Below are 22924 nucleotides of genomic sequence, written 5' to 3'. Positions count from 1 at the left end.
AGGCAAGCGCTGCTGCCTTTCCGCCACGGCGGAACGGTCGTCCCGCCGGCGTCAGCCCTGCGCCGCCTTGTGTTCGTCGCCATACACGCGCAGATAATCCAGCAGTTCCGGCGAGCCGAGGCCGATGGCGACAAGGATTTCCCGGGCGAAGGTGACGGGCGCGGCGCCGGAGGCGGTGATGACGTTGCGGTCGGCGACGGCCTGCGGCTGGTCACGATAATGCGCCTCACCCCGATAGGCGGGCACGACCTCCGGCAACTGGCTGCGATAGTTGCCGGTATGGGCGCGGTCGTCGAGCAGGCCCATGCGGCCGAGCGCCAGCGTCGCATCGCAGATGCCCGCGACCGGCTTGCCGGCGGCGAGGAACCGGCCGGCCGCGGCCGAAAGGTCCGGCACGGCATCCGACTGCCAGATCGTGCCGCCGCACAGCACCAGCACGTCGAAATCCTCGGGGCTCGCCGCCTCCGCCGCGCCGGCGGATTTGATCGCAACGCCGCCGAGCGAGGTGACGTCGGCCCCGCCGGGCGTCAGCACCGCGGTCGTCGCGTCGCATTCGTGGCGCGCGGTCGCCATCAGCAATCCGCATTCCCAATCGGCATAGCCTTCGGTCAGCACGATCGCCAGTCGCTTCGTCATGGGTCATCTCCTGTCAGAAAAAGAACTACGTAAACAAATGCATAGGTGGACCGGCGAAACGGATTTGCGTTAGCCGAGCGCCTGCACGTAACGCATGCCCGTGACCGGGCCGGCGCGGAAATTCATCTGCTCGTAGAAGCGGTGCGCGCCGAAATTGCCCGTGGCCGCGCTGACCGACAGGTAGCCGCAGCCGGCAATGCGCGCGTGCTCGCGGGCGCGGGTGACGAGGTGGCGGCCGATGCCGTGGCCGCGATGGCCGTCGCGCACGAAGATCTGGTGCAGTTCCATGCCGCGCAGGCCTTCCATGGCGCGGTAGAGCGGCACGAGCAGGGCGTAGCCGATCAGGCGGCCGCCGGCTTCGGCGACCAGCGCGGTGATCCAGGGATGGGCGCCGAAGAGGTCGCGGTCGAGATCGACGGCGGAGATCTTGGCGGTGTCGCCATGGCATTCGGCATGCAGGGCGATCATGTCGAGGATCTGCTGCAGATCGCCTTGGCGCGCGGCGCGGATGGTCAGCATCGGCGGGCGGTCGGCGGCGTGGGGATCGAGCTTGATGACGGTGTTTTGCATTTCGGGCTCCTTGGATTTTCTGCCATCAGGTGCCCTAAAACAACAAAGCCGCCTGATGGCGGCTTGTTGACATGATCGAACAGCCGCTCCCTATCGGAACAGCCAAAAATACGTTGCGGCGATGTGCGTGCTCTTGATCATGGACGCGATATTCTCCGAATCCCGCCATTTGTCAATCGGGTTTCTGGCGGATTTCCAGCGGATTTCTGCGCCCCTCATCCGGCAGGGCAGATGAGGGGCGGTGAAAGCGAAGGTTGGTCAGACCTCCGCTTCCTCCTTGCCGGCGGCGGTCTGCCCAACCGCTGTGCCGGCCTGTTGTGTCTCGTCGATGCCGAGCCGTTCGTTGATGGCGCGGCGGATTTCTTCCTCGATCGCCTTGCGCTGCTCTTCGGGAAGCGCCGCGAGGCTCTCCTCGGTGAGGCCCATCTTCTCGAGCAGTTCCTTCCTGAAACGCTCGATGGGCGTCATCTTCGTCAGTTCCTGGAATTCGGAGAGCAGGCTGGCGCTTTCCTGCTCGGCCTTCTCCGCCTTTTCGAGCTTGGCGAGCCACAGCGCGTTGGCAAGGCCGGACGGCATGGAGGAGGAGGGCTCGATGGTGGGAATGTTGCGGGAGAAGGACGAGCCGCCCCCGCCGCCCGTGCTGCTGGAAAGGCTGTTGTCGCCGTTGCCCGCCGGGCGCTGGCGCAGCGCCTGGGCGGACAGCATGTTACCGTCGATCTTCATGCAAATGGCTCCCTCAAAATGAATTGAGGGAACCATTACCGGTTGCAGCTTTTGCGAGCCTTGCCGGGGCGGCCTGCGCCCCGGCTTCTGCCGTCGAGGCCCGTTACGGCAGCGTATAGGCGATGACGTAGTCGCCCGGCTTGGTGCCGACGGAGCCATGGCCGCCGGCGACGATCAGCACATATTGCTTCTCGCCCACCGTGTAGGTCATCGGCGTCGCCTGGCCGCCGGCGGGAAGGCGGCCTTCCCAGAGCTGCCGGCCGGTGGTGACGTCATAGGCGCGCAGGTAGTCGTCCACCGCCGCGCCGAGGAAGGCGACGCCGCCCTTGGTGATGATCGGCCCGCCGATGCCGGGCACGCCGACCTTGAAGGGCAGCGGCAGCGGCGTCATGTCCATCACCGTGCCGTTCTTGTGCTTCCAGGCGATCTCGCCGGTGGCAAGGTTCGCGCCCGCGACATAGCCCCATGGCGGCGCCTGGCAGGGAATGCCGAGCGGTCCGAGGAACGGGCCCATGAAGACGCCGTAGGGCGCGCCGTCGTTGCGGTTGAGACCCTGTTCGGAACCCTTCTCACCCTGGTCCTTCGGCGGTATCTGGTCACGCGGCACGAGACGGGAGGCGAAGGCGAGGTAGGTCGGCATGCCGAACATCACCTGCCGCTCCGGATCGACCGCCACCGAACCCCAGTTGAAGGTGCCGAAATTGCCGGGATAGACGATGGTGCCTTCCAGGGAGGGCGGCGTGTAGCGGCCCTCGTATTTCATCGACAGGAAGTCGATGCGGCAGGCAAGCTGGTCGAACATGGTGACGCCCCACATGTTCTTCTCGGTCAGCGGCTCCGGCATGAAGGTGAGGCCGGAGACGGGCTGCGTCGGCGCGCTGAAGTCTTCGGGGATCGCGCCCGCGGGGGCGGGCACTTCCTTGACCGGGATGATCGGCTCGCCGGTGCGCCGGTCGAGCACGTAGATGTCGCCCTGCTTGGTGGGGCCGACAAGGGCGGGGATGGTGGCGCCGTCCTTCGTGATGTCGATCAGCGCGGGCTGGGCCGGCACGTCCATGTCCCAGAGGTCGTGATGCACCGTCTGGCGCACCCAGCGCACCGCGCCGCTCTTGATGTCGAGCGCCACGATGGAGGAGGAGTATTTCTCCACATGCTCGCTGCGGCCCATGCCGAGCTGGTCCGGCACCTGGTTGCCGAGCGGGATATAGACGAGGCCGAGCGCTTCGTCATAGCTGAACACCGACCAGGAATTGGGCGAGTTGACGGTATAGACCTGGCCTTCCGGCAAGGGCGTCGTGACGTCGGGATTGCCGGAATCCCAGTTCCAGATCAGCGCACCGGAATTGACGTCGAAGGCGCGGATGACGCCGGATTGCTCCTGCGTCGAATAGTTGTCGTTCACCGCGCCGCCGATGATGATCTTGCCGTCGGTGATGACGGGCGGCGAGGTGGAATAGTAGTAGCCGGCCGGATTGTAGGGCATGCCCTTTTCGAGGTGCAGCACGCCGTTTTCCGCGAAACTCGTGCAGACGTCGCCGGTCTCGGCGTCGAGCGCGATCAGCCGGGCGTCGGAGGTCGGCAGATAGACGCGCGTCGCGCAGGTCGTGCCGGCGGCGGCGGCCGGATCGGCATACCAGGTCACGCCGCGGCAGGTCTGGTGCTGGCGGTCCGGGTTCATGCCGGAATTGGAATCGTATTTCCATTTCTGCTTGCCGGTCGCCGCGTCGAGCGCGATGGCCCAGTTGTGCGGCGTGCACATGTAGAGCGTGTCGCCGATCTTCAGCGGCGTCACCTGATAGGTGGTTTCGCCCACGTCGTCGGGCAGCTTCACGTCGCCGGTCTGGTATTGCCAGGCGACCTTCAGCGTCGAGACGTTTTCGGTGTTGATCTGGTCGAGCGGCGAGTAGCGCTGGCCGTATTGCGTGCGGCCATATTGATGCCATTCGCCCGCCGGCACGTTGCCGCCGAGCGCGGGCGTCGCATTGGCGACCTCGGCCGGCAGGCTGCCGGACCGGTCGGAAGGGTCCTGTGTCATCGAATAACCGGCGACGGCAACGGCGACGAGCACGGCGAGCGCCAGCGGCAGGGCCGAGGCGGCATAATGCGCGCCGGTGGGGCTGGCAAAGCCGAGCGGGCGGCGGATGGCCGGCAGCATCAGCCACAGGCCGAGCAGCACGATGACGCCGCCGCGCGGGCCGAGCTGCCACCAGTCGAACCCGACTTCCCAGACCGCCCAGCCGAGCGACCCGAGGATGATGAGGGCATAGAGCCAGAGCGCCGCGCCGGAGCGGCGGAAAAGCAGCACGGCCGTGACGAGGAAGGCAAGGCCGGTGACGAGGTAATAGGGGCTGCCGCCGAGCGACAGCAGCCATCCGCCTCCGCCCGTCAGCACCAATCCGATGAGGGCGATGAGGGCGGCAGTCAGCGTGAGCAGCATGGATAGTCTCCGTTGGTGATGCCGGCCTGGGGAGGCGGAGCGGCATGACGTCCGGCTCAGGGAGGGACGACAGGAAACTAGGGCAGAGCCGTGACACTTCAATGCTGCCGCAATTCAGCTGTGGCGGCAATCATAAAGTGTATGATTGGTTAAGTGCCGCAGAAAGTTGCGGTGATTTCCTCGCCGGGCCGCGGTGGCTCGGAATAGGCTGCAAAGGCCGGCTGATCCTCGTAGGGCCGTGCCAGCACGTCGTTGAGCGCGGCGAACAGCGAGAAGTCGCCGTGATCGACGGCTTCCGTCAGCGCCTCCTCGACCTTGTGGTTGCGCGGAATGAAGGCGGGGTTGACCCGGCGCATGGCCGCCGCGCGATCCTGCAGCGTGGCCGGCTCCCCGGCAAGCCGCACGCGCCAGGCGGCAAGCCATGGCGTGAGCGCGTGCGGATCCTCGAGCAGCGCGCCGAGCCGTGCATCCGCCGCATCGTCTTCGGCGGCATCGGCAAGGCGGCGGAAGGTCAGCGTATAGTCGGCCTTCTGCTCGTAGAGCGTGACGAGGAGATCGCGGATGAGATCCTGGTCGCTGTCTTCTTCCCGCGCGCCAAGGCCGATCTTGGCGCGGATCACCGCTTTCCAATGGTCCTGGAAGCGCTCCATGAAGCGGCCAACGGCGGCATTCGCCTGTTCGACGGCCTTGTCCTGGTCATCGTCGAGGATCGCCAGCATCGCCTCGGCAAGGCGCGCGATGTTCCACTGGCCGATCATCGGCTGGTTGCCGAAGGCATAGCGCCCGGCGCGGTCGATGGAGGAATAGACGGTGCGCGGATCGTAGCGGTCCATGAAGGCGCAGGGGCCGAAATCGATGGTCTCGCCCGAGATCGTCATGTTGTCGGTGTTCATGACGCCGTGGATGAAGCCGATGCCGAGCCAGCGGGCGATCAGCGCGGCCTGCCGGTCCGCGACGGCGTCGAGGAGGGCGAGATAGGGCCTGTCCGCGCCCTTCAGGTCCGGATAGTGCCGGTCGATCACATGGTCGGCGAGCACGCGCACATTCCCCGTGTCGCCGCGCGCGGCAAAAAACTGGAAGGTGCCGACGCGGATATGGCTGGCGGCGACGCGGGTGAAGACCCCGCCGGGCAGCACGCGGTCGCGGTAGACCGGCTGGCCGGTGGTGACGGCGGCGAGCGCCCGCGTCGTCGGAATGCCGAGCGCGTGCATGGCCTCGCTGATGATATATTCGCGCAGCACCGGGCCGAGCGCCGCGCGGCCGTCGCCGCGACGGGAATAGGGTGTCTGGCCCGCGCCCTTCAGCTGGATGTCGCGGCGCTGGCCGGCCCGGTCGACCACTTCACCCAGGAGGATCGCCCGCCCGTCGCCGAGCTGCGGCACGAACTGGCCGAACTGGTGACCGGCATAGGCCATGGCCAGCGGCAGCGAGCCGGGCAGCGGCACATTGCCGGAGAAATAGGCCGCGCCATGCCGCTCCAGCGCTTCCGCGTCGAGGCCGAGCGCTTCGGCGAGGGGCCGGTTGAAGGCGATCAGCCGCGGCGCTTCCACCGGCGTCGGATCGACCGGCGCGAAGAAGATGTCCGGCAGGCGCGCGTAGCTGTTGTCGAAGGCAATCGCCCTGCCGCCGTTCGCACCGTGGGTTTGTGTCGCGTCGCTCATCGTCTTTCCTCGGCCTGCCGCCGCTTCGGGGCATCCGCCTATAGGTAGCGATTGGCGGCGGGATTGAAAGGGGCTCGCTTGCTGCGTCGCTGGGCCGGTGCTAGCGTTATCGGCAGAAATGCATTTCGCTCGGCGCGATGGGGGCTTCGCATGCGGCGTTTTCTGGCTCTTGCCTTCCTGTTTCCCTCCGCCGCGCTTGCCGCGCAATGCGGCACGTGGAGTGCCTCGATGGAGGATGACGAGGGCGGACGCGTCGCCATGGCCTCGGTCTGCATCGGCACCGAGGCGAAGCGCAGCGACCTCTTCCTGCGATGCGGCGGCCAGGATCTCCTGTCGCTGCGCGTGATGCTTTCGGCAGATACCGCCCTCGACCCGGGCGACAGTCCCGAATTCACGACGCCGCTGCGCCTGACGGTGGACGGGCAAGTCCTCGACCGGCCGTCCCGCTACGAGGCGATGGACGGGGCGATGGTCACGGAGTTTCCGATGGATGCGAAAGTCGTCGGCGCGCTCCAGTCCGGCAAGGTGGTCACGCTGGCTTTCCCGAAGACGGCCTTCAAGCCGATGGACTTTCCGCTGAAGGGCTCGCGCGCCGCCATCGACTGGCTGATCGACGCCTGCCGGCGGGAATAGACGTCAGGCGATGACGACGAACAGCCAGCAGCTCTGGATGAACTGCGAGATGCGGCGGATCTGATAGGGCAGGCTGCGGTAGATCTGCTGCAGCCGGGGGCGCAGGCGCGCCGTCCACAGGCCCGCATAGGCCATGCCCGTCAGGCTGACCGGCAGGGCGTAGGTTTCGAGCCCGATTTCCCGGTTGCTGCGGTTCTTCTTGTAGTCGCTCTGGTGGCCGAGCAGGTCGTAGGTCTTCACGCCCCGGTCGATCAGCCAGCCGACCGTCATGTCGATCTGGGCGCGGCCGGGCGATGCCTCGTGCAGCGCCCCGTCGAAGGCGCCGAGGAAGGCGTAGTAGTGACCGTGGTGCAGGAAGCCGAGCTCCCCGGCGGCCAGCCTGTCGCCGGCCTTGAGGACGAAGAAGCAGGCGCCGGACAGCGCCTCCCGGTCACCGGGAAGCGCGGTGAGGAAGCGGTCGAACTGCGGATAGGCGATGGCGTGGCCGCGCCGTCCCGTTTCGCGCAGCCAGCCGCGCTTGTGGTTGAGGAAGGTTCCGACCACGTCGGCAAAGCCTTCGTCGCCGGGGAAAAGCACCTCGAAGGAGAGATCGCCGTGCCGCGACAGCAGGGCGCGCTTGCGGTTGCGGCTGTGGCGCTGCGCCTTGTTGAAGCTCTTCATATAGGCTTCCGCTGACGCGAAGGCGGAGAGATCGAGCATGGAGGAGACGTTGCCGCGGCCGGAAAGCGGCGCGGTGGCGGAAAAGAGCGTGGCGAGCGCAGAACCCTCCGGCACGCTTTCGACCAGCGCGAGATCGTGGCCGCCGTCCGCGAGCGCGGTGAGGAAACGTTGCGCCGCGCCATGGCCGAGCGCCGGGTCGACGAGCAGGTTGGCATATTGGCAATGCGGCGTGCCGAGCGGTTCGAGGCGCTTCAGCGCGCTGCCCGACAGCATCAACGGCCAGACGGCGACCAGCCGCCCGCCCTGCCAGAGCGTGTGGATTTCCGGGCGGCAATCGTCGTCGCCATAGACGGCGATCCAGCGGCGGCACCAGTCGTAGCTCTGGAAATAGGTGAGGGGATCGGCCGCGCGAGCATCGAGCGCGCGCCAGGCGGCCGCGGCATCGTCCATGGCGGCGACGTCGCGCAGCACGCGGTGCTCCACGCCCACGGTCCCGGTCACGTCGATGCGCTGAATGTTCATGGCATTGTCCTCTTCTGCCGGAAAAGTAGCGGCGCGCGCTTAACAAACCTTTTCCCGGTTGTGGCGCGCCTCTTGCGGTCCACAGGAAGATGGAATTTCATAAGCCGCTGAATAAGCGGGCGGGCAAACCCGTTTCCCTGATCAGCAGGGATGCGTTGAGACCCGGGCAATCGGCCGCCGGCCGGTCCGGTCCTTTCTTGGAGGGTATCGTGCAGCGGAATGTCCATCGACTGATCGGGGCGCTCGCCGCCTGTCTTCTGATCCTTGCAGCCCCGGCCGCCTACGCCGCCGAGCGCTACGCCCTTCTCATCGGCAACGCCGAATACGAGGACGCCGAGCCGCTGGAAAACCCGCTGAACGACATCGACCTCGTCGGCGAGGCGCTGGAGCGCGCCGATTTCGACGTCACGCGCGCCACCAATGTCGATTACCTCGGCATGCTCTCGGCCCTCAACAACTTCACGCGCGTCGCCGAGAAGGTGGAGAACCCGGTGCTCTTCGTCTATTTCTCCGGCTATGCGGTGCAGATCGACGGCGACAACTACCTGCTGCCGACCGATGCCTCGGGCCGCACGCTGACGGGCCTGCGCAACCGTTCGCTCGCCGTCTCCGAAGTCACCGATGCCCTGCGCAAGCTCGGCACCGGCCTCAAGGTCGTGCTCTTCGACGCCACGCATGAAAATCCGTTCCTGACGCTGCGCGACATTCCGGAAGGCCTTGCCGAGCCGAAGAACACGGACGGCATTCACTACGCCTATTCCGCCGCGCCCGGCACCGCCTACGATTATGACGGCACGCCGATCAGTCCCTTCGCCTCGGCCTTCGTCGATGCGATCAGCATTCCCGGCATCGCGCTGGAGGAGGCCTTCAAGAAGGTCTCCGACATCGTCAAGGAACGCAGCCAGGGCCGGCAGACCGTCTGGCAGAGCGACGACGACTACGGCAAGTTCGCGCTGAGCGCCAAGGACGGCAAGGTCGACGAGGCGGAAATCTCCTTCTACGAATTCGCCTCGCTCTCCGACAACCGCGAGGCCTATGACCGCTATCTCAGCCGCTACCCGGAAGGCGTCTTCGCCTATATCGCCGAGCGCAAGGTCGAGCTTCTGGGAAAACGCTTCGAGCGCGAGCACGAGGACACCGGCAATCTGCCCTATGTCACCCTGTCCAACGACCGGCACGACCCCTGCGGGCGCATCGCCTTCGGCGGCAACGACCGTGACCGGCGCATTTCGGATATCTACAAGGACGGCCAGCTCGTGCTGATCGACATCAGCTTCTGGGCGCCGCCGGAAAGCTGCGACTATTCCTCCTACTTCACGACCGTCTATTCGCATGAGCGCCTGCGCAACATCATCACCACGGCGAGCATTCCCGAGCGCCGCATCTATGTGGCGACGCAGGACGATCTCAGCCCCAGCGAGGAACGGGCGATCTACGACTATTTCGACGAGGATCGCCGCGGTTACGCCCAGTCGCTGATGTTCCGCGCGATCAACGACGAACGCCGCCACGGCCTCGGCGTCGCGGTGAAGACGCCCGACGACAATGCACGCGAATATGTCGACGAGATCGACTGCGGCGACGGGTGCCTGCGCGTGCGCGGCCTTGCCCGCTTCCGCGACAATTCCGTGCGCTCGCTGGAAGACTATGAGTTCGAGTTCGTCGATGTGCGCCGCCTCGGCTATTACGACCGCTACCGGGATCTCCTGCGCGAATTCCCCGTGGACGTGGAGCAGCATGCGTCCAGCAGCTCGAGCCACGACACGAAGACCGACAGCTATGGCAGTGGCAGCGCGTCCAGCCAGGATGACGGCTACGGTTCGGATGCAGACCCCTACCGCGCCTCGCGCACGGTCGGCGGCTGGGACATCGTCGCGGATTTCGGCAGCGACCGTCGCTTCCTGAACTGCCGGGCCGTGCGGCGCGGCGACGGCGGCCGCTTCGCCGCCTTCCGCTGGTACGACGACGGCCACGTGACCTTCGGCTTCCAGGACACGTCCTACGACTATGCCGACAGCTACACCAGCGATGCGAAATACTGGATCGACGACGGCCAGGGATACGACATCGTCGGCAAGGCCTATGGCCGGCAGGAGATTGCCTACGATCTCGGCCGCGACCGTTCGGTCATCGAGGCCCTGAAACGCGGCAACCACATCCGCATCGGCGACGTGCGCACCAGCCTCAAGGGCTCGAGCGCCATGCTGAACGACCTGCAGGAATGCGTGGGCGCGTTCCGCTAGAGTTTGTCAGGGAAAAGTGGGAACCGGTTTTCCCGAAAAGACAAACGAAAACAAAAGAATTTAGAGCATGTCTGGTTCGATCTGAACCTGACATGCTCTAACATCCGGCAACGCAATGAAAAGGCCGGCCCCTGGGCCGGCCTGAAGTCTTGAAGGTGTCACCGGCTGTCGGCGCCTCATGGGCCGCCTGCTCGCCGGGCGTCCCGCTCACAGGGCGCCAAGGGGAGCGTCGTGGCTGGAAGCACTGTCCGCGTTTTCCTTGTTCTCTTCCAGCGCCATGGTCGCGATATAGGCCAGCAGCGTCATGCTGTCCCGGCGCGCCAGTTGCCGGACGATTTCAAGGAGGCAACTGATTTCGTGCTGGTGGCGGCGCATCCTGATTCCTTCCCGTTCTGCGACGCCGCAACATTCCGTTTTCCAAAGCGCTTTCAAATCCCGAAGTTTAGGGAGTTTCGCGTCGCACCCCGTTTTTTCCTGAGGCGGGAACAGACGAGGCCTACATCTTCCCCGCCACCTTGATCGCGAAGGCATATTCGAAGGCGATTTCCTCCAGGCGCTGAAAGCGGCCGGAGGCGCCGCCGTGGCCGGCGCCCATATTGGTCTTGAGCAGGATCGGTTCGCTGCCGGTCGTCTTCTCGCGCAGCTTCGCCACCCACTTGGTCGGCTCCCAGTAGGTCACGCGCGGATCGGTGAGGCCGGAAAGCGCGAGGATGGCGGGATAGGCCTTGGCCTCCACATTGTCGTAGGGCGAATAGCTCGCCATCAACTGGTAGAAGTCCTTGCTCTCGATGGGGTTGCCCCATTCCGGCCATTCCGGCGGGGTCAGCGGCAGCGTGTCGTCCAGCATGGTGTTGAGCACGTCGACGAAGGGCACAGCGGCGATGATGCCACCGAACTTTTCCGGCGCCATGTTGGCGATCGCGCCCATCAGCATGCCGCCGGCCGAGCCGCCCTCGGCGACGATGTTCGCGTAGGACGTGAACTTCTCTTGATTCAGATAGTCGGCCGCGGAGACGAAGTCCTTGAACGTATTGGTCTTCCTGTCCATCTTGCCGTTCTCGTACCAGGCAAAGCCCTTGTCCTTGCCGCCGCGGATATGGGCAATGGCATAGACGAAGCCGCGGTCGGCGAGCGACAGGCAATTGGTGTTGAAGGACGCCGGGATGGTGATGCCGTAGGCGCCGTAGCCGTAGAGCAGGCAGGGCGCGGAACCGTCGAGCGGCGTGTCCTTGCGATAGAGCAGGGTGACGGGCACCTGTTCGCCGTCCCAGGCCGGCGCGAAGACGCGGCGGGTGACATAGTCGTCGGGATTGTGGCCGGAGGGCACGTCCTGCGTCTTCAGGAGCGTGCGGGCGCGCGTCGCCATATTGTAGTCGAAGAGCTGCGAGGGCGTCGTCATCGAGGAATAGGAGAAGCGGATGACGTCGGTGTCGTATTCCGCCGCGCCCGAAAGGCCGAGCGAATAGGCTTCTTCCGCGAAGGAAATGGCGTGTTCCTCGCCGCTTTCGCGGTCGCGCACGACGATGCGCGGCAGGCCCTCGTGGCGCTCCAGCCAGACGAGGTGGCGGGCATAGGCCATGTGGTTGAGGATGAGCGTACCGGGCCGGTGCGGCACCACTTCGCTCCAGTTCTCGCGGCCGGGCGCCGTAACCGGCGCCTGCATGATCTTGAAGTCCTTGGCGCCATCCGCATTGGTCAGGATGTAGAAGACGTCGCCGCCCTCCGTCATCGAATATTCGAGGCCCGTCTGGCGCGGGGCGACGACGACGGGCGTCGCCAGCAGGTCCTTGGTCGAGAGCAGGCGGTATTCGCTCGTCTCGTGGTCGTGGATGTCGATATAGATGAAGTCGTCGAGCAGCGAGCCGCCGACCGACATGAAGAAGCCGGCGTCCTTCTCCTCGAAGACCAGCCGGTCGTTTTCCTGCCGCTCGCCGAGGATGTGGTGGTAGATCTTCGAGGGGCGGTGGTTTTCGTCGAGCGCGGTGTAGAAGAAGCTCTTCGCATCGGGCGCCCAGACGCCGCCGCCACCGGAATTGACGATCTCGTCGGCGCGGTCCGCGCCGGTCGCAAGCTCGCGCACCTTCAGCGTGAAATATTCCGAGCCCTTGTCGTCATAGCCCCAGATGCCGAGCGAATGGTCGGTGGAATGGTCGATGCCGGAGAGGCGGAAATAATCCTTGCCGGCGGCTTCCTTGTCGCCGTCGAGCAGGAGGACGCGTTCGCCGCCGTCGCGCGGCTCGCGGAAGTAGCGCGGCTGCTCGCCGCCGGTGACGTAGGACGTGCCATAGGCGAAGGGACCGTCCTTGACGGGCACGGAGCTGTCGTCCTCCTTGATGCGCCCGCGCATTTCGGAAAACAGCACCTTCTGCAGCGCCTCCGTATCGGCCATCGCCGCCGTCATATAGGCGTTCTCGGCCTCCAGATGCGCGCGGATTTCCGGCTGCAGGATCGAGGGATCCTTGAACATCGCCTGCCAGTTCTCGTCCCGGAACCAGGCGTAGTCGTCGGTGCGGGTAATGCCGTGGCGGGTATCGGAAACAGGCTTCTTGGCGGCGACGGGAGCGGCGGGAAGGTTTTTGAAGACGGACAAGAGATCACTCCGGCAAATCGGTAGGCGGGAGAAGACAGATAGAGAGCCGTGCCGCCCGCATCAAGCGGCAAGCGTGCCCGGCGGAGCGACGACCCGGTCGTGCAGCACCATGCCGGCCAGCATGAAGGCGACGAAGAGCAGCGGTTCGGGCCGGCCGAGCGACAGGGCGGCGATGGCGGGGCCGGGGCAGAAGCCGCCAAGGCCCCAGCCGGCGCCGAAGATCGCCGAACCGAGCACGAGCCGGCGGTCGACGGCGCGGTTGTCCGGCAGGTGGAAGCGCGTGTCGAAAGCCGGACGCGGCAGGCGGCGGATCAGGCGGAGGCCCACGAACATGGTGGCGACCGCACCGCCGAGCACGAAGGCAAGGCTCGGGTCCCAGGCGCCCGTCACATCGAGGAAACCCTGCACGCGGGCGGGATCCAGCATGCCCGACAGGGCAAGGCCAAGGCCGAAGAGGGCGCCGCAGGCGAGCGCCGCCAGGATCCTGAAAAGCGGACGGGTCACAGGCCGAACCCCCTGAGCGTGGCGACGGCCAGCATCCCGGCGGCAAGGAAACTGGCGACGGCGGCGAAGGCGCGCGGCGACAGCCGGGCGAGCCCGACGACGCCATGGCCGCTGGTGCAGCCCGAACCCATGCGCGTGCCGAAGCCGACGAGGAGGCCGGCGACGGCGACGAGCGGCAGGGGCGTGGCGACATTCACGGCCGGAAAGCCGCCGGTAAAGCCGCGGTAGAGGAGGGGGCCGAGCAGCAGGCCGGCAACGAAGCCGGCATTGACGGCGACGTTTACGCCCTGCGCCAGCCGTCCGACAATGCCGCTGACGCCGGCGACGCGGCCGTTGAGCGCAAGGAGCAATGCGGCGGAGAGGCCGATCAATACGCCGCCGAGCAGGGAGGGGAGATAGGCGGTCATTGCGGGCTGTCCTCCGCGCAGAAGATGGCATGGAGCGCGGCGACCAGGCGGGCGGCCTTTTCCGCCGTCAGGCGGTAGAAGATCTGCTTGCCCTCCCGCCGCGTCTCGACGATGCCGGCCTCGCGCAGCAGGGTCAGCTGCTGCGACAGGCTCGGCTGGTGCAGGCCGAGCCTGTCTTCGAGCGCGCCGACGGAGAACTCACCCTCGACGAGCGTGCAGACCAGCATCAGCCGGCCGGGATGGGCGAGCGTCTTGAGGAGGCCGGCGACCTCCGCCGCCCGCGCAGCCAGGGCGTCGGCGGCATGAGGCGGGGCGGTGTCGGCAGAAAGAGGGAGGGGCAAGGCGATCTCCGCGCAAGAACATTATACATTTTCATATAATGTATAATGTTCTTGCGCAAGCCCGATCAGCCCGGCAGGCTCCGGCGCGCCTTGCGCTTGGCGGGACGCAATTCGTCGGCGATGGTCATGCCGATGATGGAGAGCGGCAAAGCCAGCATGGCGCCGGCCGCGCCCCACATCCAGGTCCAGAAGATGATGGCGGTGAAGATGATGAAGGCGTTCACCTCCAGCCGTTTGCCCATGACGGCGGGCATGACGAGGTTTTCCATCGTGAGGTGCACCAGGAAGAAGCCGATGGCGGGCAGCAGGCCCATCACCACCGTGTCATGCGTCAGGAGGCCGGCGGTGGCGAGCGCGATGGTCATCAGCGTCACGCCGAGGAAGGGCACGAAGCTGGAGAGGAAGGCGAAGAGCCCCCAGAGCGCCGGCATGGCCAGTCCGCCGCCCCAGGTGATCAGCGCCGTGACGACGCCGAGCGCGGCATAGACGAGGGACGCGGTGGCGAAATAGTAGCCGAGCGCGCTGTCGATGGCGTTCATGATGCGGATGGTCGTCAGCCGCTGGCTGCGGCGCGGAAAGGACAGGATGATCATCTGGCGCAGCTTCAGGCGCGCCGAAAGGAAAAGCACGAGCGCGGCGAAGAAGATCATGCCCTGCAGCAGGGCGGGCGTCAGGCTCGCCGAGAGGATGCTGAGGATGCTGCCGGTGTTTTCCAGCACCTTGTCCATCGACATCTGTCCGCCCTGGAAGGTCTCGGGACGAATGTTGAGCCAGCCGAGGCGTGAAAACAGCGGCGTTATGCGGTCATAGGCGCCGCGCACCAGATCCGGCGCATTGGACGCGAGCTGTGCGATGGGATCGGCCAGAAGGCCCGCGACGAGGAAGAGGCCGGTGCCGAAGAGGCCGGCGAGCAGCAACGCGGTCGGCAGCGGCGGAATGCCGAGCTCGTTGAGCTTTTCCGCCGCCACGCCGAAGATGAGGCCGGTGACCACGGCAAGACAGAGCGGAATGAGGATCGGCGCCATAAGATAGACGACACCCATGGCCATGATCGCGAAAATGCCGATCACCGCCCAGGCGCTGGCGATGTCGAGGCCATAGCGGCGCGACCGGCCTTCCGAAAGGTCCTTTTCAAGGTCGAGACTGCCCTGCAAGAGGCGGCGTTCGGCCGGTTTTCCCGAGACATCGTGCATGGCGCTTCCCCAATTCGCGCCGGAAACGCATCAGGGGGCGGGAAGTTCCAGCAATCGCGCATGAAACCCAAGGTGGGTTGCGGCCTGTCGTCAAATCGACATATTGCGCGTTAACCCCGAATTAAGACGTCGGCAGGACGGCAAGAAGAGGAGGCACATCCTTGAAACGACAGGCTAGCGGGTTCCGCATCGCCCTTTGCGCCCTTGCGCTTTCCCCCTTTTGCGCGAGCTCCGCATTCGCCATCGACGCGCGCATCCGCAGCCAGCTTGAAAAGCTGACGCCGGAGGAGCGGCTGGAACAGCGCTGCGACATGGAGGCGATGGACCGCATCAGCGACGGCAAGGGCGGCTTCCGCCCGGACAAGGTGATCGCCTACGCCTTCGGCGATCCCAAGCTGGAAGGCACCACCTTCAAGACGAGGGGCGCGGTCTTCCGCAGCAAGGGCGAATGGTTCCGCCTGTCCTACAAATGCGAGGCGAGCGACGACCGGCTGGAGGTGAACGCCTTCAAATACAAGGTCGGCGACATCGTGCCCCATGACGAATGGGCGGCGCACTACCTCTACGATTGAGGATGGCCGAAAGGGCCTGACCCATCCATGGGCCTGCGACAGGCAGGATCCTCGGGCCGAGCCCGAGGATACCGTTGCGTGGCGGCGGGGAGGCCTCAGGCCGAAAGCTTCAGCCCGATGCCCCAGGGGTCGACCAGCGAAATCGTGTCGCCCGTCCGCGTGGTCGGGATCGCAAGTTCGTCGAGCTTCCTGACGGCCGCTTCGAGCTTTGCCGGTTCGTTGAAGCGGATCGTATAGTCGGCAAGGCCGGTCATGGCGCCCTCGCGCTTCGGCTGGCCGCGCGAATTCCACACATTGGCCGCCACATGGTGGTGGTACTTGCCGGTGGCGAAGAAACTCGCGCCCGGATAGCTCGACATGATGTCGAGGCCGAGCACGCCCTGGAAGAACGTGTTGGCCTGCGGAATGTCGGAGACCTGCAGGTGGATATGGCCGATGACCGTGCCGTTTTCCTGGCCGGTCCAGCCATCTTTCGGGGCCTCGTCGTAGAGCGCCTGCAGGTCCAGCCGGTGCGTCGCCATCTTCACGGTGCCGTCGGGCACATAGGTCCATTCCGAACGGTCGCGGTCGCGATAGATCTCGATGCCGTTGCCTTCGGGGTCGTCGAGATAGATCGCCTCGCTGACGAGGTGATCCGAAGCGCCGGTGAGCTGCACGTTGTTGTGCGCGGCATGGGCGAGCCAGCGGCCGAGTTCCCGGCGGTTCGGCACGAGGAAGGCGGTGTGGAACAGGCCCGGCGCATTGCGCGGCGCGCGGGCGGCGTTCGCCCCCGTCGTCAGCGTGAGCAGCGGCCGGCCGGCAACGCCGAGCGTTTCGCCTGACGCCGCTGTGTCCAGCACCGAAAGGCCCATCACCTGCTGGTAGAAGGCCGAAACCATCGGCAGGTCGACCACCGTCAGGTGCGAATGATCGACGAAGGCCGGCATGTCGACGGCGTGGGTGGCTGTGGTGGCGGTGGTTGTCATGGTGGCGGTCTCCGCGCGAATGGGGCCGGCCTTGCCGGCGGCGATGCCCGCGGCGGCGGCGCCGAGGAATGTCCGTCTGTCGAGGTCCGTCATGCTATGATCCCTGTTTCGGTTTCCGGATGGAAACCGTTGTGTTGAACGGAATATGGCGGAACGCGCGCGTTCACGAAAGACGACGTTTCGGCGATTTACCGTCAACGCAGCGTTGACGATGATGGCCTCCGGCTTGATCCCGATCAATGCCCGCCCGCGGCGGCAATGCCAGTTTCAGGCCAGTCGAACCCAAGGAGATGCGACCGTGACGGACCTCGCGCACTACAAGGACATTCTTCTGACCCGCAAGCGCGAGCTTTACGGCCGGTTGCACAAGATCGAGAAGGACCTCGACACGTTGAAGAGCGGCGACAGCGCCGACCGCGCCATCGAGCGGGAGAACGACGAGGTGCTGGAGGAGTTCGGCACCACGGGCCTCAAGGAACTTCAGGCCATCGACGCCGCGCTCGACCGCATCGCCGCCGGCACCTTCGGCCTCTGCGCCAAATGCGGCCAGGCCATCTCGCCGGCTCGCCTTGCCGCCGTCCCGCATGCCGCGCTCTGCGAGGAATGCATTGCGCGTCCATGAGCCAACCGTGTCACGGGGCAAAGATTCGTGATCCCCGGATGCCACCTAAGCCCTTGCCCGCGCGAGGCAAAAAGGTCACGATGGCCCAACGTGAAATGCAGGGCAGGCCGTCGTGGAAATCAAGGGCGTGAAGTGGAACTATGACCGGTACGAGGTGATCGCCGACGGCGTCGTGCATGGCGTCGGCGTGGTCTTCGCGCTGGTCGGCGTCACCGCGCTGATCTTCTACGCCACGGTCTGGGCGTCCAGCGGGCAACTGGCCGCCGCCTGGGTCTATGGCGTCGGCCTCGTGCTCGCCCTGTCCACGTCCTTCGCCTACAATCTCTGGCCCGTCTCGAAGGTGAAGTGGCATCTGCGCCGCTTCGACCATTCTGCGATCTTCGTGCTGATCGCCGCCACCTACACGCCCTTCCTGCAGCGCGGCATCGAGGACCCTTTCCTTGCGGGCATGCTCGTCTTCATCTGGGTGATGGCGGCGGCGGGCGTGGCGCTGAAGTTCCTCTTCCCCGGCCGCTACGACCGGCTGGCGATCCTCATCTATCTCGGCATGGGCTGGAGCGGCGTCTTCGCCGCCGGCCCGCTGCTGACGCACCTTTCCGTCGCCACGCTGACGCTGATCGTCGTCGGCGGCGTGCTCTATTCGGTCGGCGTCGTCTTCCATGTCTGGGAGAAGCTGCGCTTCCAGAACGCCATCTGGCACGGTTTCGTGGTGGCGGCCGCCGCGGTGCATTACTCGGCGGTCGTCACCAGCGTCGTTTCCGGCGCATGATTTTATTGCGCGGCGGGCGCCGCGCCCTGGGCGCTCGTGCAGCCCTCCGCCGGGCGGAGCGACTTCACCAGCCTGCCGACGAACGGCGACATCTCCGCCTTCATCGACTGCGGATAGTCCAGCACGAAGGATGCGGCGGCGGCGTCGCACAGCGCGATCATCCGGTGATAGAGGATGGAATCGACGAGCGTGCCGGAAAGGCTCGCCCAGCCGGCCGTCTGCCGGTCGTAGCTGAGATCCCAGCCTTCATCGAGATAGGTCTTGCGCCGCGCGGCGACCTCGTCCTCGAAGGGCCCGGTCGCAAGATAGTTCGCAAAGACGGAAAGCTTCGCCTCGCCCCTGGCATAGGTGCGCCCGTCGCCGTTCTCGGCCTCCTGCACGAGGGTGAAGCCGGGCGGAATGTCCACCGCGAAACCGAAGCGGGCATTGGCATAGGATTGCCAATCCTCGGCGAGGGCGGCGGCGGGGAAAAGCAGCAGGAAGAGAAGGAAAAAGCGTTGCACGGGCGGCTACTCGTTGTTGCGTCTTGATGGAAACGGACAAAGGCAGGCGTTTCATCGCCCGGCGGCGCAAGCAGGCTGGACAGCTTTCCCGCTCGTCCTGTATGGCATGAGGCAAAACCGGGGGGAACCATGGACATAACGATACGCGATGCCGTGGAGGCGGATCTCCCCGGTATCATGGACATCTACAACGATGCCGTAAACAACACGACGGCGATCTGGAACGATTCCGTCGTCGATCTCGACAACCGCAAGGCCTGGTTCGCCGCCCGCCGCGAACGCGGCTTTCCCGTTCTCGTCGCCGCGCGCGGCAAGCAGATCGTCGGCTATGCCTCCTATGGCGACTGGCGCGCCTTCGACGGCTACCGCCACACGGTCGAGCACTCCGTCTACGTGCACAAGGACGGACGCGGCACCGGCACCGGCAAGAAGCTGCTGAAGGCGCTGATCGACCGCGCCAGCTTCAACGGCATCCACGTCATGATCGCCGGCATCGAGGCGGAGAACACCGCCTCGGTCAAGCTGCACGAAAGGCTGGGCTTCCGCGTCGTCGGCCGGTTCAACGAGGTCGGCATCAAGTTCGGCCGCTGGCTGGACCTGACCTGCATGGAACTGAAGGTTCCCAAGCGCTAGAACGCGTCCAGCGGCAAAACACGAGCCTGCGGCAATTCCGGCGAACCGGAATTCGCCGGAACGTCTCCAGGCTCAGCCCCGTCAATCCTCGTCGAAGCTGAGCGCCACCCCGTTCATGCAGTAGCGCAGGCCCGTCGGCGGCGGGCCGTCGGGGAAGACGTGGCCGAGATGGGCGTCGCAATCCGCACAGCGGATTTCCGTGCGCGTCATGCCATAGGACCGGTCGGAATGGTCGGTCACCGCGCCGGGCTCGATCGGCTGGTAGAAGCTCGGCCAGCCGGTACCGGAATTGTACTTCGCCTCCGACCGGTAGAGCGGCCGCTCGCAGCAGATGCAGCGATAGGTGCCCTTCTTGGACAAATCGAAATCCGGGCTGGAGAAGGCGCGTTCCGTGCCGTGTTCGCGCGTGATGCGGAACTGCTCCGGCGTCAGGATCTGCCGCCACTCTTCCTTCGTCTTGTTGACCTTCAACGTCGTCGTGTCGCTCATGGCGTCCTCCTGTCGGCTCCATAGATAGGGCCTCGATTGTGGCAAGACAATCGGCGAGGACGCCGCAATGCCCGGTGTGGCCATCCGAGGACATTTGCGCTAGAGTAATACCTGTTGAAAGAGAGGTATTACTCATGGGCGCCACGGTTACGAGCAAGGGGCAGGTGACGATCCCGAAGGCCGTGCGCGATTTTCTCGGTATCGGTCCCGGCAGCAAGGTCGAGTTCCGCCGGGTCGAGGATGGCAGCGTCGTCGTCGAGCCGCTGGAAAAGCGCCGTCCCGAGAGCCGGTTCGCGCAGTTGCGCGGGCAGGCAGGGGCGGGGATGACGACGGATGAGATCATGGCGCTGACGCGCGGCGACGAATGACGACGTTTCTGGTCGACACCAATGTGCTGCTCGACCTCGTGACCGGCGACGCCGCGTGGGCCGATTGGTCGATCGCCGCGCTCGAGGCTGCTGCGCTTGCCGGTCCTATCGCGATCAATGACGTGATCTACGCCGAACTGTCCGTGCGCTACCGCGACATCGCCGATCTCGATGCGATGGTCGCTGCCGCCGGGCTGGAGCACCTGCCGTTGCCGCGCGAAGCGCTCTTTCTTGCCGGCAAGGCCTTTCAAGCCTATCGCAGGGCGGGTGGCAGCCGCACCGGCGTCCTGCCCGATTTTTTTATCGGCGCGCATGCCGCCGTTGGCGGCCATACGCTGATCACCCGCGATGCGGGGCGCTACCGCACCTATTTCCCCAGGCTCGACCTTCGCATGCCGGAGGGTGAAACCGATCAAGGTGGGTGAAAACGCCGCGCCCTTGCTGTTCAAGGGTGGCGATTTCGGGCAAACCGACATAGAAACAGCGCTCTGACGGATTTCAAGGACAACGACGGGCAAAGCCCGCATGCGGGGAGAGGGGCGGCGACAGGAATGACACCAGACACGATGGGCCTGACCTTTCTTGCCTTCTGTCTGCCGTTTCTCGGCGCGCTGGTCGCGCCCGGCCTCACGCGGCTCCTCGGCCACAACGCGGCCTGGCCGCTGGCGCTCGTGCCGCTCGCCGTCTTCCTGCATTTCCTCGGTTTCAACGCGGAGATCACGCGCGGCGAGATCGTCACCGGCGGCTATGCCTGGGTGCCGTCCTACAATGTCAGCTTCTCCTGGCTGATCGACGGTCTGTCGCTCGCCTTCCTGCTGCTGATCTCCGGCATCGGCGCCCTGATCGTGCTCTATGCCGGCGGCTATCTGAAGGGGCACCCGCATCAGGGGCGGTTCTTCTCCTTCATCCTGATGTTCATGGGCGCGATGCTCGGCCTCGTCGCCTCCGACAGCTTCCTGATGCTCTTCGTCTTCTGGGAACTGACCTCCATCACCTCCTTCCTGCTGATCGGCTTCGACCATGCGCGCGAGGCCTCGCGCCGGGCGGCGCTGCAGGCGCTGGTGGTGACGGGCGGGGGCGGGCTGTTCCTGCTCGCCGGCCTGCTGCTTCTGTGGAACGTCACCGACGTCACGCAGCTCTCGCTCCTGATGTCCTTCGGCGCGGAGGTGCGGGCGAGCCCCTATTACCTGCCGCTGCTCTTCCTCATCCTCGGCGGGGCCTTCACCAAGTCGGCGCAGTTCCCGTTCCATTTCTGGCTGCCGAACGCCATGGAGGCGCCGACCCCCGTCTCGGCCTATCTGCATTCGGCGACCATGGTGAAGGCCGGGGTCTACCTGCTGATGCGGCTCAACCCCGTCATGGGCGACACGCCCGCCTGGGAGATCATCCTGCCGGCCTTCGGCGGCCTGACGCTGCTGGTCGGCAGCGTGCTCGCCATCCGCCAGAGCGACCTGAAGCTGATGCTCGCCTATACGACGGTGGCTTCGCTCGGCCTGCTCGTCATGCTGACCGGCTACGGGTCCGAACACGCTGTCGCGGCGGCGGCGCTCTACCTCGTCGCCCATTCTCTGTTCAAGGGCGCGCTCTTCATGGTGGCCGGTCTCATCGACCACGAGGCCGGCACGCGCGACATCACGAAGCTCGGCGGTCTCCGGCGCGCCATGCCCGTCACGTTCCTCGCCGCGCTTCTCGCCGCGCTCTCCATGGGCGGCCTGCCGCCCTTCTTCGGCTTTCTCGCCAAAGAGGAGGTCTATGCGGCGCTTGCCGGCAGCAGCCCGCGCGCCATCGCCTTCACGCTGGCCGCCATCATCGGCAACGGCCTGATGTTCGCCGTCGCCTTCGCGGTGGCGCTGAAACCCTTCCTCGGCCCCGCCGTCGAAACGCCGAAACACGCCCATGAAGGCCCCGCGCTGCTGTGGATCGGCCCGATGCTGCTCGCCGCCAAGGGACTGACGATCGGCCTCTTCTCCGCCATTGCCCATGCGATGCTGACCTCGCCGCTCGCCTCGGCCATCGCCGGCAAGCCGGAAACGGTCACCATTTCGGCGGTGCCGCATTTCAGCGTGCCGCTCGTCCTCTCCCTCGCCACGGTCGCCTTCGGCGTCCTCGTCTTCCTGTGGATCGACACGGCCCGCGCGGCGGCGAACCGGCTGATCGAGGATATCGGCTGGGGGCCGGATCGGGGCTTCGACCAGGCGATGTCAGGGCTCGTGCGCGGCGCCACGGGGGTGACGCGCTTGCTCCAGCCGGGCCGCATGGAAATCTACATGACCGCCACCTTCGCGGTGATCGCGCTGGCGCTGCTGGTGCCGCCGGTCGTCTTCGGCGAGGGGCCGCGACTGCCGGTCTGGCCGGCGCATATCCCGTTCCACGAGCTTGCGGTCATCGTGCTCGCCATCGTCGGCATCGGCGCGGTGCTGACGGCCAGGAGCCGGCTGGCGGCCATCCTGGCGCTGGGCATCCAGGGCTTCTGCGTCGCGCTCCTGTTCCTGCTCTTCGGCGCGCCCGACCTTGCCTTCACCCAGTTCATGATCGAGACGCTCTCGGTCGTCATCCTGGCGCTCGCCATGACGCGGCTGAAGCTGACGCCGCGCGACCACCGGCCGCTGCGCGAAAAGATCCCCGACGCGGTGATCGCCATCGCCTGCGGCCTCGGCTTCGCGCTCTACCTGCTGAAGGTCGTGCAGGGCCGCTTCGATCCGGCGCTCACCGATTTCTTCAACCTCTATTCCAAGACCATCGCGCATGGCGCCAATGTGGTGAATGTCATCATCGTCGACTTCCGCGGCACCGACACGCTCGGCGAGATCGCCGTCGTCATGGTGACGGGGCTGGCGGTGCTGTCGATCATCCGCATCCGCAAGGGGAGGGCATGATGACGCA

The 22924-nt window shown here is 65.9% G+C and carries 24 protein-coding genes; 9 read left to right on the top strand and 15 right to left on the bottom strand.

The features are described 5' to 3' along the window. Nucleotides 1-51 precede the first annotated feature (51 nt). The 5 genes from V8U06_RS25320 to V8U06_RS25300 all read right to left on the bottom strand — a co-directional run bounded on the left by V8U06_RS25320 (nt 52) and on the right by V8U06_RS25300 (nt 6027). The gene (locus tag V8U06_RS25320; RefSeq protein ID WP_427143035.1) at nt 52-636 is read right to left on the bottom strand and encodes a DJ-1/PfpI family protein; all 585 of its coding nucleotides are present in this window, start codon (nt 634-636) and stop codon (nt 52-54) included. A gap of 69 nt (nt 637-705) precedes the next feature. Then, nucleotides 706-1206, bottom strand: a complete 501-nt coding sequence (locus V8U06_RS25315; RefSeq protein ID WP_226919946.1) for a GNAT family N-acetyltransferase — start codon at nt 1204-1206, stop codon at nt 706-708. 258 nt (nt 1207-1464) lie between these two features. Then, complete coding sequence (locus V8U06_RS25310) at nt 1465-1929, bottom strand: hypothetical protein (RefSeq protein ID WP_427143034.1); 465 nt, start codon at nt 1927-1929, stop codon at nt 1465-1467. A gap of 103 nt (nt 1930-2032) precedes the next feature. Beyond that, nucleotides 2033-4366 (bottom strand): glucose/quinate/shikimate family membrane-bound PQQ-dependent dehydrogenase, encoded by a 2334-nt coding sequence (locus tag V8U06_RS25305; protein ID WP_427143033.1) that lies wholly within the window; start codon nt 4364-4366, stop codon nt 2033-2035. A 149-nt stretch (nt 4367-4515) separates the two neighbouring features. Next, complete coding sequence (locus tag V8U06_RS25300) at nt 4516-6027, bottom strand: protein adenylyltransferase SelO (RefSeq protein ID WP_427143032.1); 1512 nt, start codon at nt 6025-6027, stop codon at nt 4516-4518. Between the two features lie 150 nt (nt 6028-6177). On the opposite strand from V8U06_RS25300, the gene V8U06_RS25295 reads away from it, so the two are divergent. Next, nucleotides 6178-6660: a hypothetical protein gene (locus tag V8U06_RS25295; protein WP_427143031.1), complete on the top strand. Its 483-nt coding sequence runs from the start codon at nt 6178-6180 to the stop codon at nt 6658-6660. A gap of 3 nt (nt 6661-6663) precedes the next feature. Here the strand turns inward: V8U06_RS25295 and V8U06_RS25290 are convergent, their stop codons facing one another. After that, the gene (locus V8U06_RS25290) at nt 6664-7842 is read right to left on the bottom strand and encodes a GNAT family N-acetyltransferase (RefSeq protein ID WP_427143030.1); all 1179 of its coding nucleotides are present in this window, start codon (nt 7840-7842) and stop codon (nt 6664-6666) included. 209 nt (nt 7843-8051) lie between these two features. On the opposite strand from V8U06_RS25290, the gene V8U06_RS25285 reads away from it, so the two are divergent. After that, the gene (locus tag V8U06_RS25285) at nt 8052-10085 is read left to right on the top strand and encodes a caspase family protein (RefSeq protein ID WP_427143029.1); all 2034 of its coding nucleotides are present in this window, start codon (nt 8052-8054) and stop codon (nt 10083-10085) included. Nucleotides 10086-10292: 207 nt separating this feature from the next. Here the strand turns inward: V8U06_RS25285 and V8U06_RS25280 are convergent, their stop codons facing one another. From V8U06_RS25280 to V8U06_RS25255, 6 genes are all read right to left on the bottom strand, one after another. Then, nucleotides 10293-10460: a hypothetical protein gene (locus tag V8U06_RS25280; protein WP_427143028.1), complete on the bottom strand. Its 168-nt coding sequence runs from the start codon at nt 10458-10460 to the stop codon at nt 10293-10295. 121 nt (nt 10461-10581) lie between these two features. Then, complete coding sequence (locus V8U06_RS25275; RefSeq protein ID WP_427143027.1) at nt 10582-12675, bottom strand: S9 family peptidase; 2094 nt, start codon at nt 12673-12675, stop codon at nt 10582-10584. A 60-nt stretch (nt 12676-12735) separates the two neighbouring features. Further along, nucleotides 12736-13179, bottom strand: coding sequence for a DUF6691 family protein (locus V8U06_RS25270; protein WP_427143026.1), 444 nt, complete (start codon nt 13177-13179; stop codon nt 12736-12738). Further along, nucleotides 13176-13586 (bottom strand): YeeE/YedE family protein, encoded by a 411-nt coding sequence (locus V8U06_RS25265; protein ID WP_427143025.1) that lies wholly within the window; start codon nt 13584-13586, stop codon nt 13176-13178. Before V8U06_RS25265 ends, V8U06_RS25270 begins: the two co-directional genes overlap by 4 nt. Continuing rightward, on the bottom strand, nt 13583-13927 hold the full coding sequence (gene bigR, locus V8U06_RS25260; protein ID WP_427143024.1) for a sulfite-sensing transcriptional repressor BigR: 345 nt from the start codon (nt 13925-13927) through the stop codon (nt 13583-13585). Before bigR ends, V8U06_RS25265 begins: the two co-directional genes overlap by 4 nt. Nucleotides 13928-13992: 65 nt before the next feature. After that, nucleotides 13993-15120: an AI-2E family transporter gene (locus V8U06_RS25255; protein ID WP_427143023.1), complete on the bottom strand. Its 1128-nt coding sequence runs from the start codon at nt 15118-15120 to the stop codon at nt 13993-13995. A 161-nt stretch (nt 15121-15281) separates the two neighbouring features. Here V8U06_RS25255 and V8U06_RS25250 point away from each other — a divergent pair, with 161 nt between their 5' ends. After that, nucleotides 15282-15692: a DUF930 domain-containing protein gene (locus tag V8U06_RS25250; RefSeq protein WP_427143022.1), complete on the top strand. Its 411-nt coding sequence runs from the start codon at nt 15282-15284 to the stop codon at nt 15690-15692. 95 nt (nt 15693-15787) lie between these two features. Here V8U06_RS25250 and V8U06_RS25245 read toward each other — a convergent pair whose 3' ends face one another. Continuing rightward, on the bottom strand, nt 15788-16657 hold the full coding sequence (locus V8U06_RS25245) for a VOC family protein (RefSeq protein ID WP_427143044.1): 870 nt from the start codon (nt 16655-16657) through the stop codon (nt 15788-15790). Nucleotides 16658-16955: 298 nt separating this feature from the next. On the opposite strand from V8U06_RS25245, the gene V8U06_RS25240 reads away from it, so the two are divergent. Further along, on the top strand, nt 16956-17279 hold the full coding sequence (locus V8U06_RS25240; protein WP_427143021.1) for a TraR/DksA family transcriptional regulator: 324 nt from the start codon (nt 16956-16958) through the stop codon (nt 17277-17279). 112 nt (nt 17280-17391) lie between these two features. Then, entirely contained in the window at nt 17392-18048 is a 657-nt protein-coding gene (gene trhA, locus V8U06_RS25235; protein ID WP_226919931.1) for a PAQR family membrane homeostasis protein TrhA, read from the top strand. 2 nt (nt 18049-18050) lie between these two features. Here trhA and V8U06_RS25230 read toward each other — a convergent pair whose 3' ends face one another. Then, nucleotides 18051-18551: a hypothetical protein gene (locus tag V8U06_RS25230; protein ID WP_427143020.1), complete on the bottom strand. Its 501-nt coding sequence runs from the start codon at nt 18549-18551 to the stop codon at nt 18051-18053. Between the two features lie 129 nt (nt 18552-18680). Between V8U06_RS25230 and V8U06_RS25225 the strand changes: the two genes are divergently transcribed. Beyond that, the gene (locus V8U06_RS25225) at nt 18681-19184 is read left to right on the top strand and encodes a GNAT family N-acetyltransferase (protein ID WP_226919929.1); all 504 of its coding nucleotides are present in this window, start codon (nt 18681-18683) and stop codon (nt 19182-19184) included. Nucleotides 19185-19265: 81 nt separating this feature from the next. Here the strand turns inward: V8U06_RS25225 and msrB are convergent, their stop codons facing one another. Further along, nucleotides 19266-19673 (bottom strand): peptide-methionine (R)-S-oxide reductase MsrB, encoded by a 408-nt coding sequence (gene msrB, locus V8U06_RS25220; RefSeq protein ID WP_226919928.1) that lies wholly within the window; start codon nt 19671-19673, stop codon nt 19266-19268. Nucleotides 19674-19807: 134 nt separating this feature from the next. Here msrB and V8U06_RS25215 point away from each other — a divergent pair, with 134 nt between their 5' ends. From V8U06_RS25215 to V8U06_RS25205, 3 genes are all read left to right on the top strand, one after another. After that, on the top strand, nt 19808-20041 hold the full coding sequence (locus tag V8U06_RS25215; protein WP_427143019.1) for an AbrB/MazE/SpoVT family DNA-binding domain-containing protein: 234 nt from the start codon (nt 19808-19810) through the stop codon (nt 20039-20041). Continuing rightward, complete coding sequence (locus V8U06_RS25210) at nt 20038-20466, top strand: type II toxin-antitoxin system VapC family toxin (RefSeq protein WP_427143018.1); 429 nt, start codon at nt 20038-20040, stop codon at nt 20464-20466. The genes V8U06_RS25215 and V8U06_RS25210 overlap by 4 nt, the downstream gene beginning before the upstream one ends. 126 nt (nt 20467-20592) lie before the next feature. After that, on the top strand, nt 20593-22917 hold the full coding sequence (locus V8U06_RS25205) for a putative monovalent cation/H+ antiporter subunit A (protein WP_427143017.1): 2325 nt from the start codon (nt 20593-20595) through the stop codon (nt 22915-22917). Nucleotides 22918-22924: the final 7 nt, after the last annotated feature.

Origin of the sequence: Shinella sp. G-2 (assembly GCF_050172695.1) — a bacterium.
In the GTDB taxonomy this organism is placed as follows: Bacteria; Pseudomonadota; Alphaproteobacteria; order Rhizobiales; family Rhizobiaceae; genus Shinella.
This window is presented reverse-complemented; position numbering and strand designations above follow the sequence as displayed.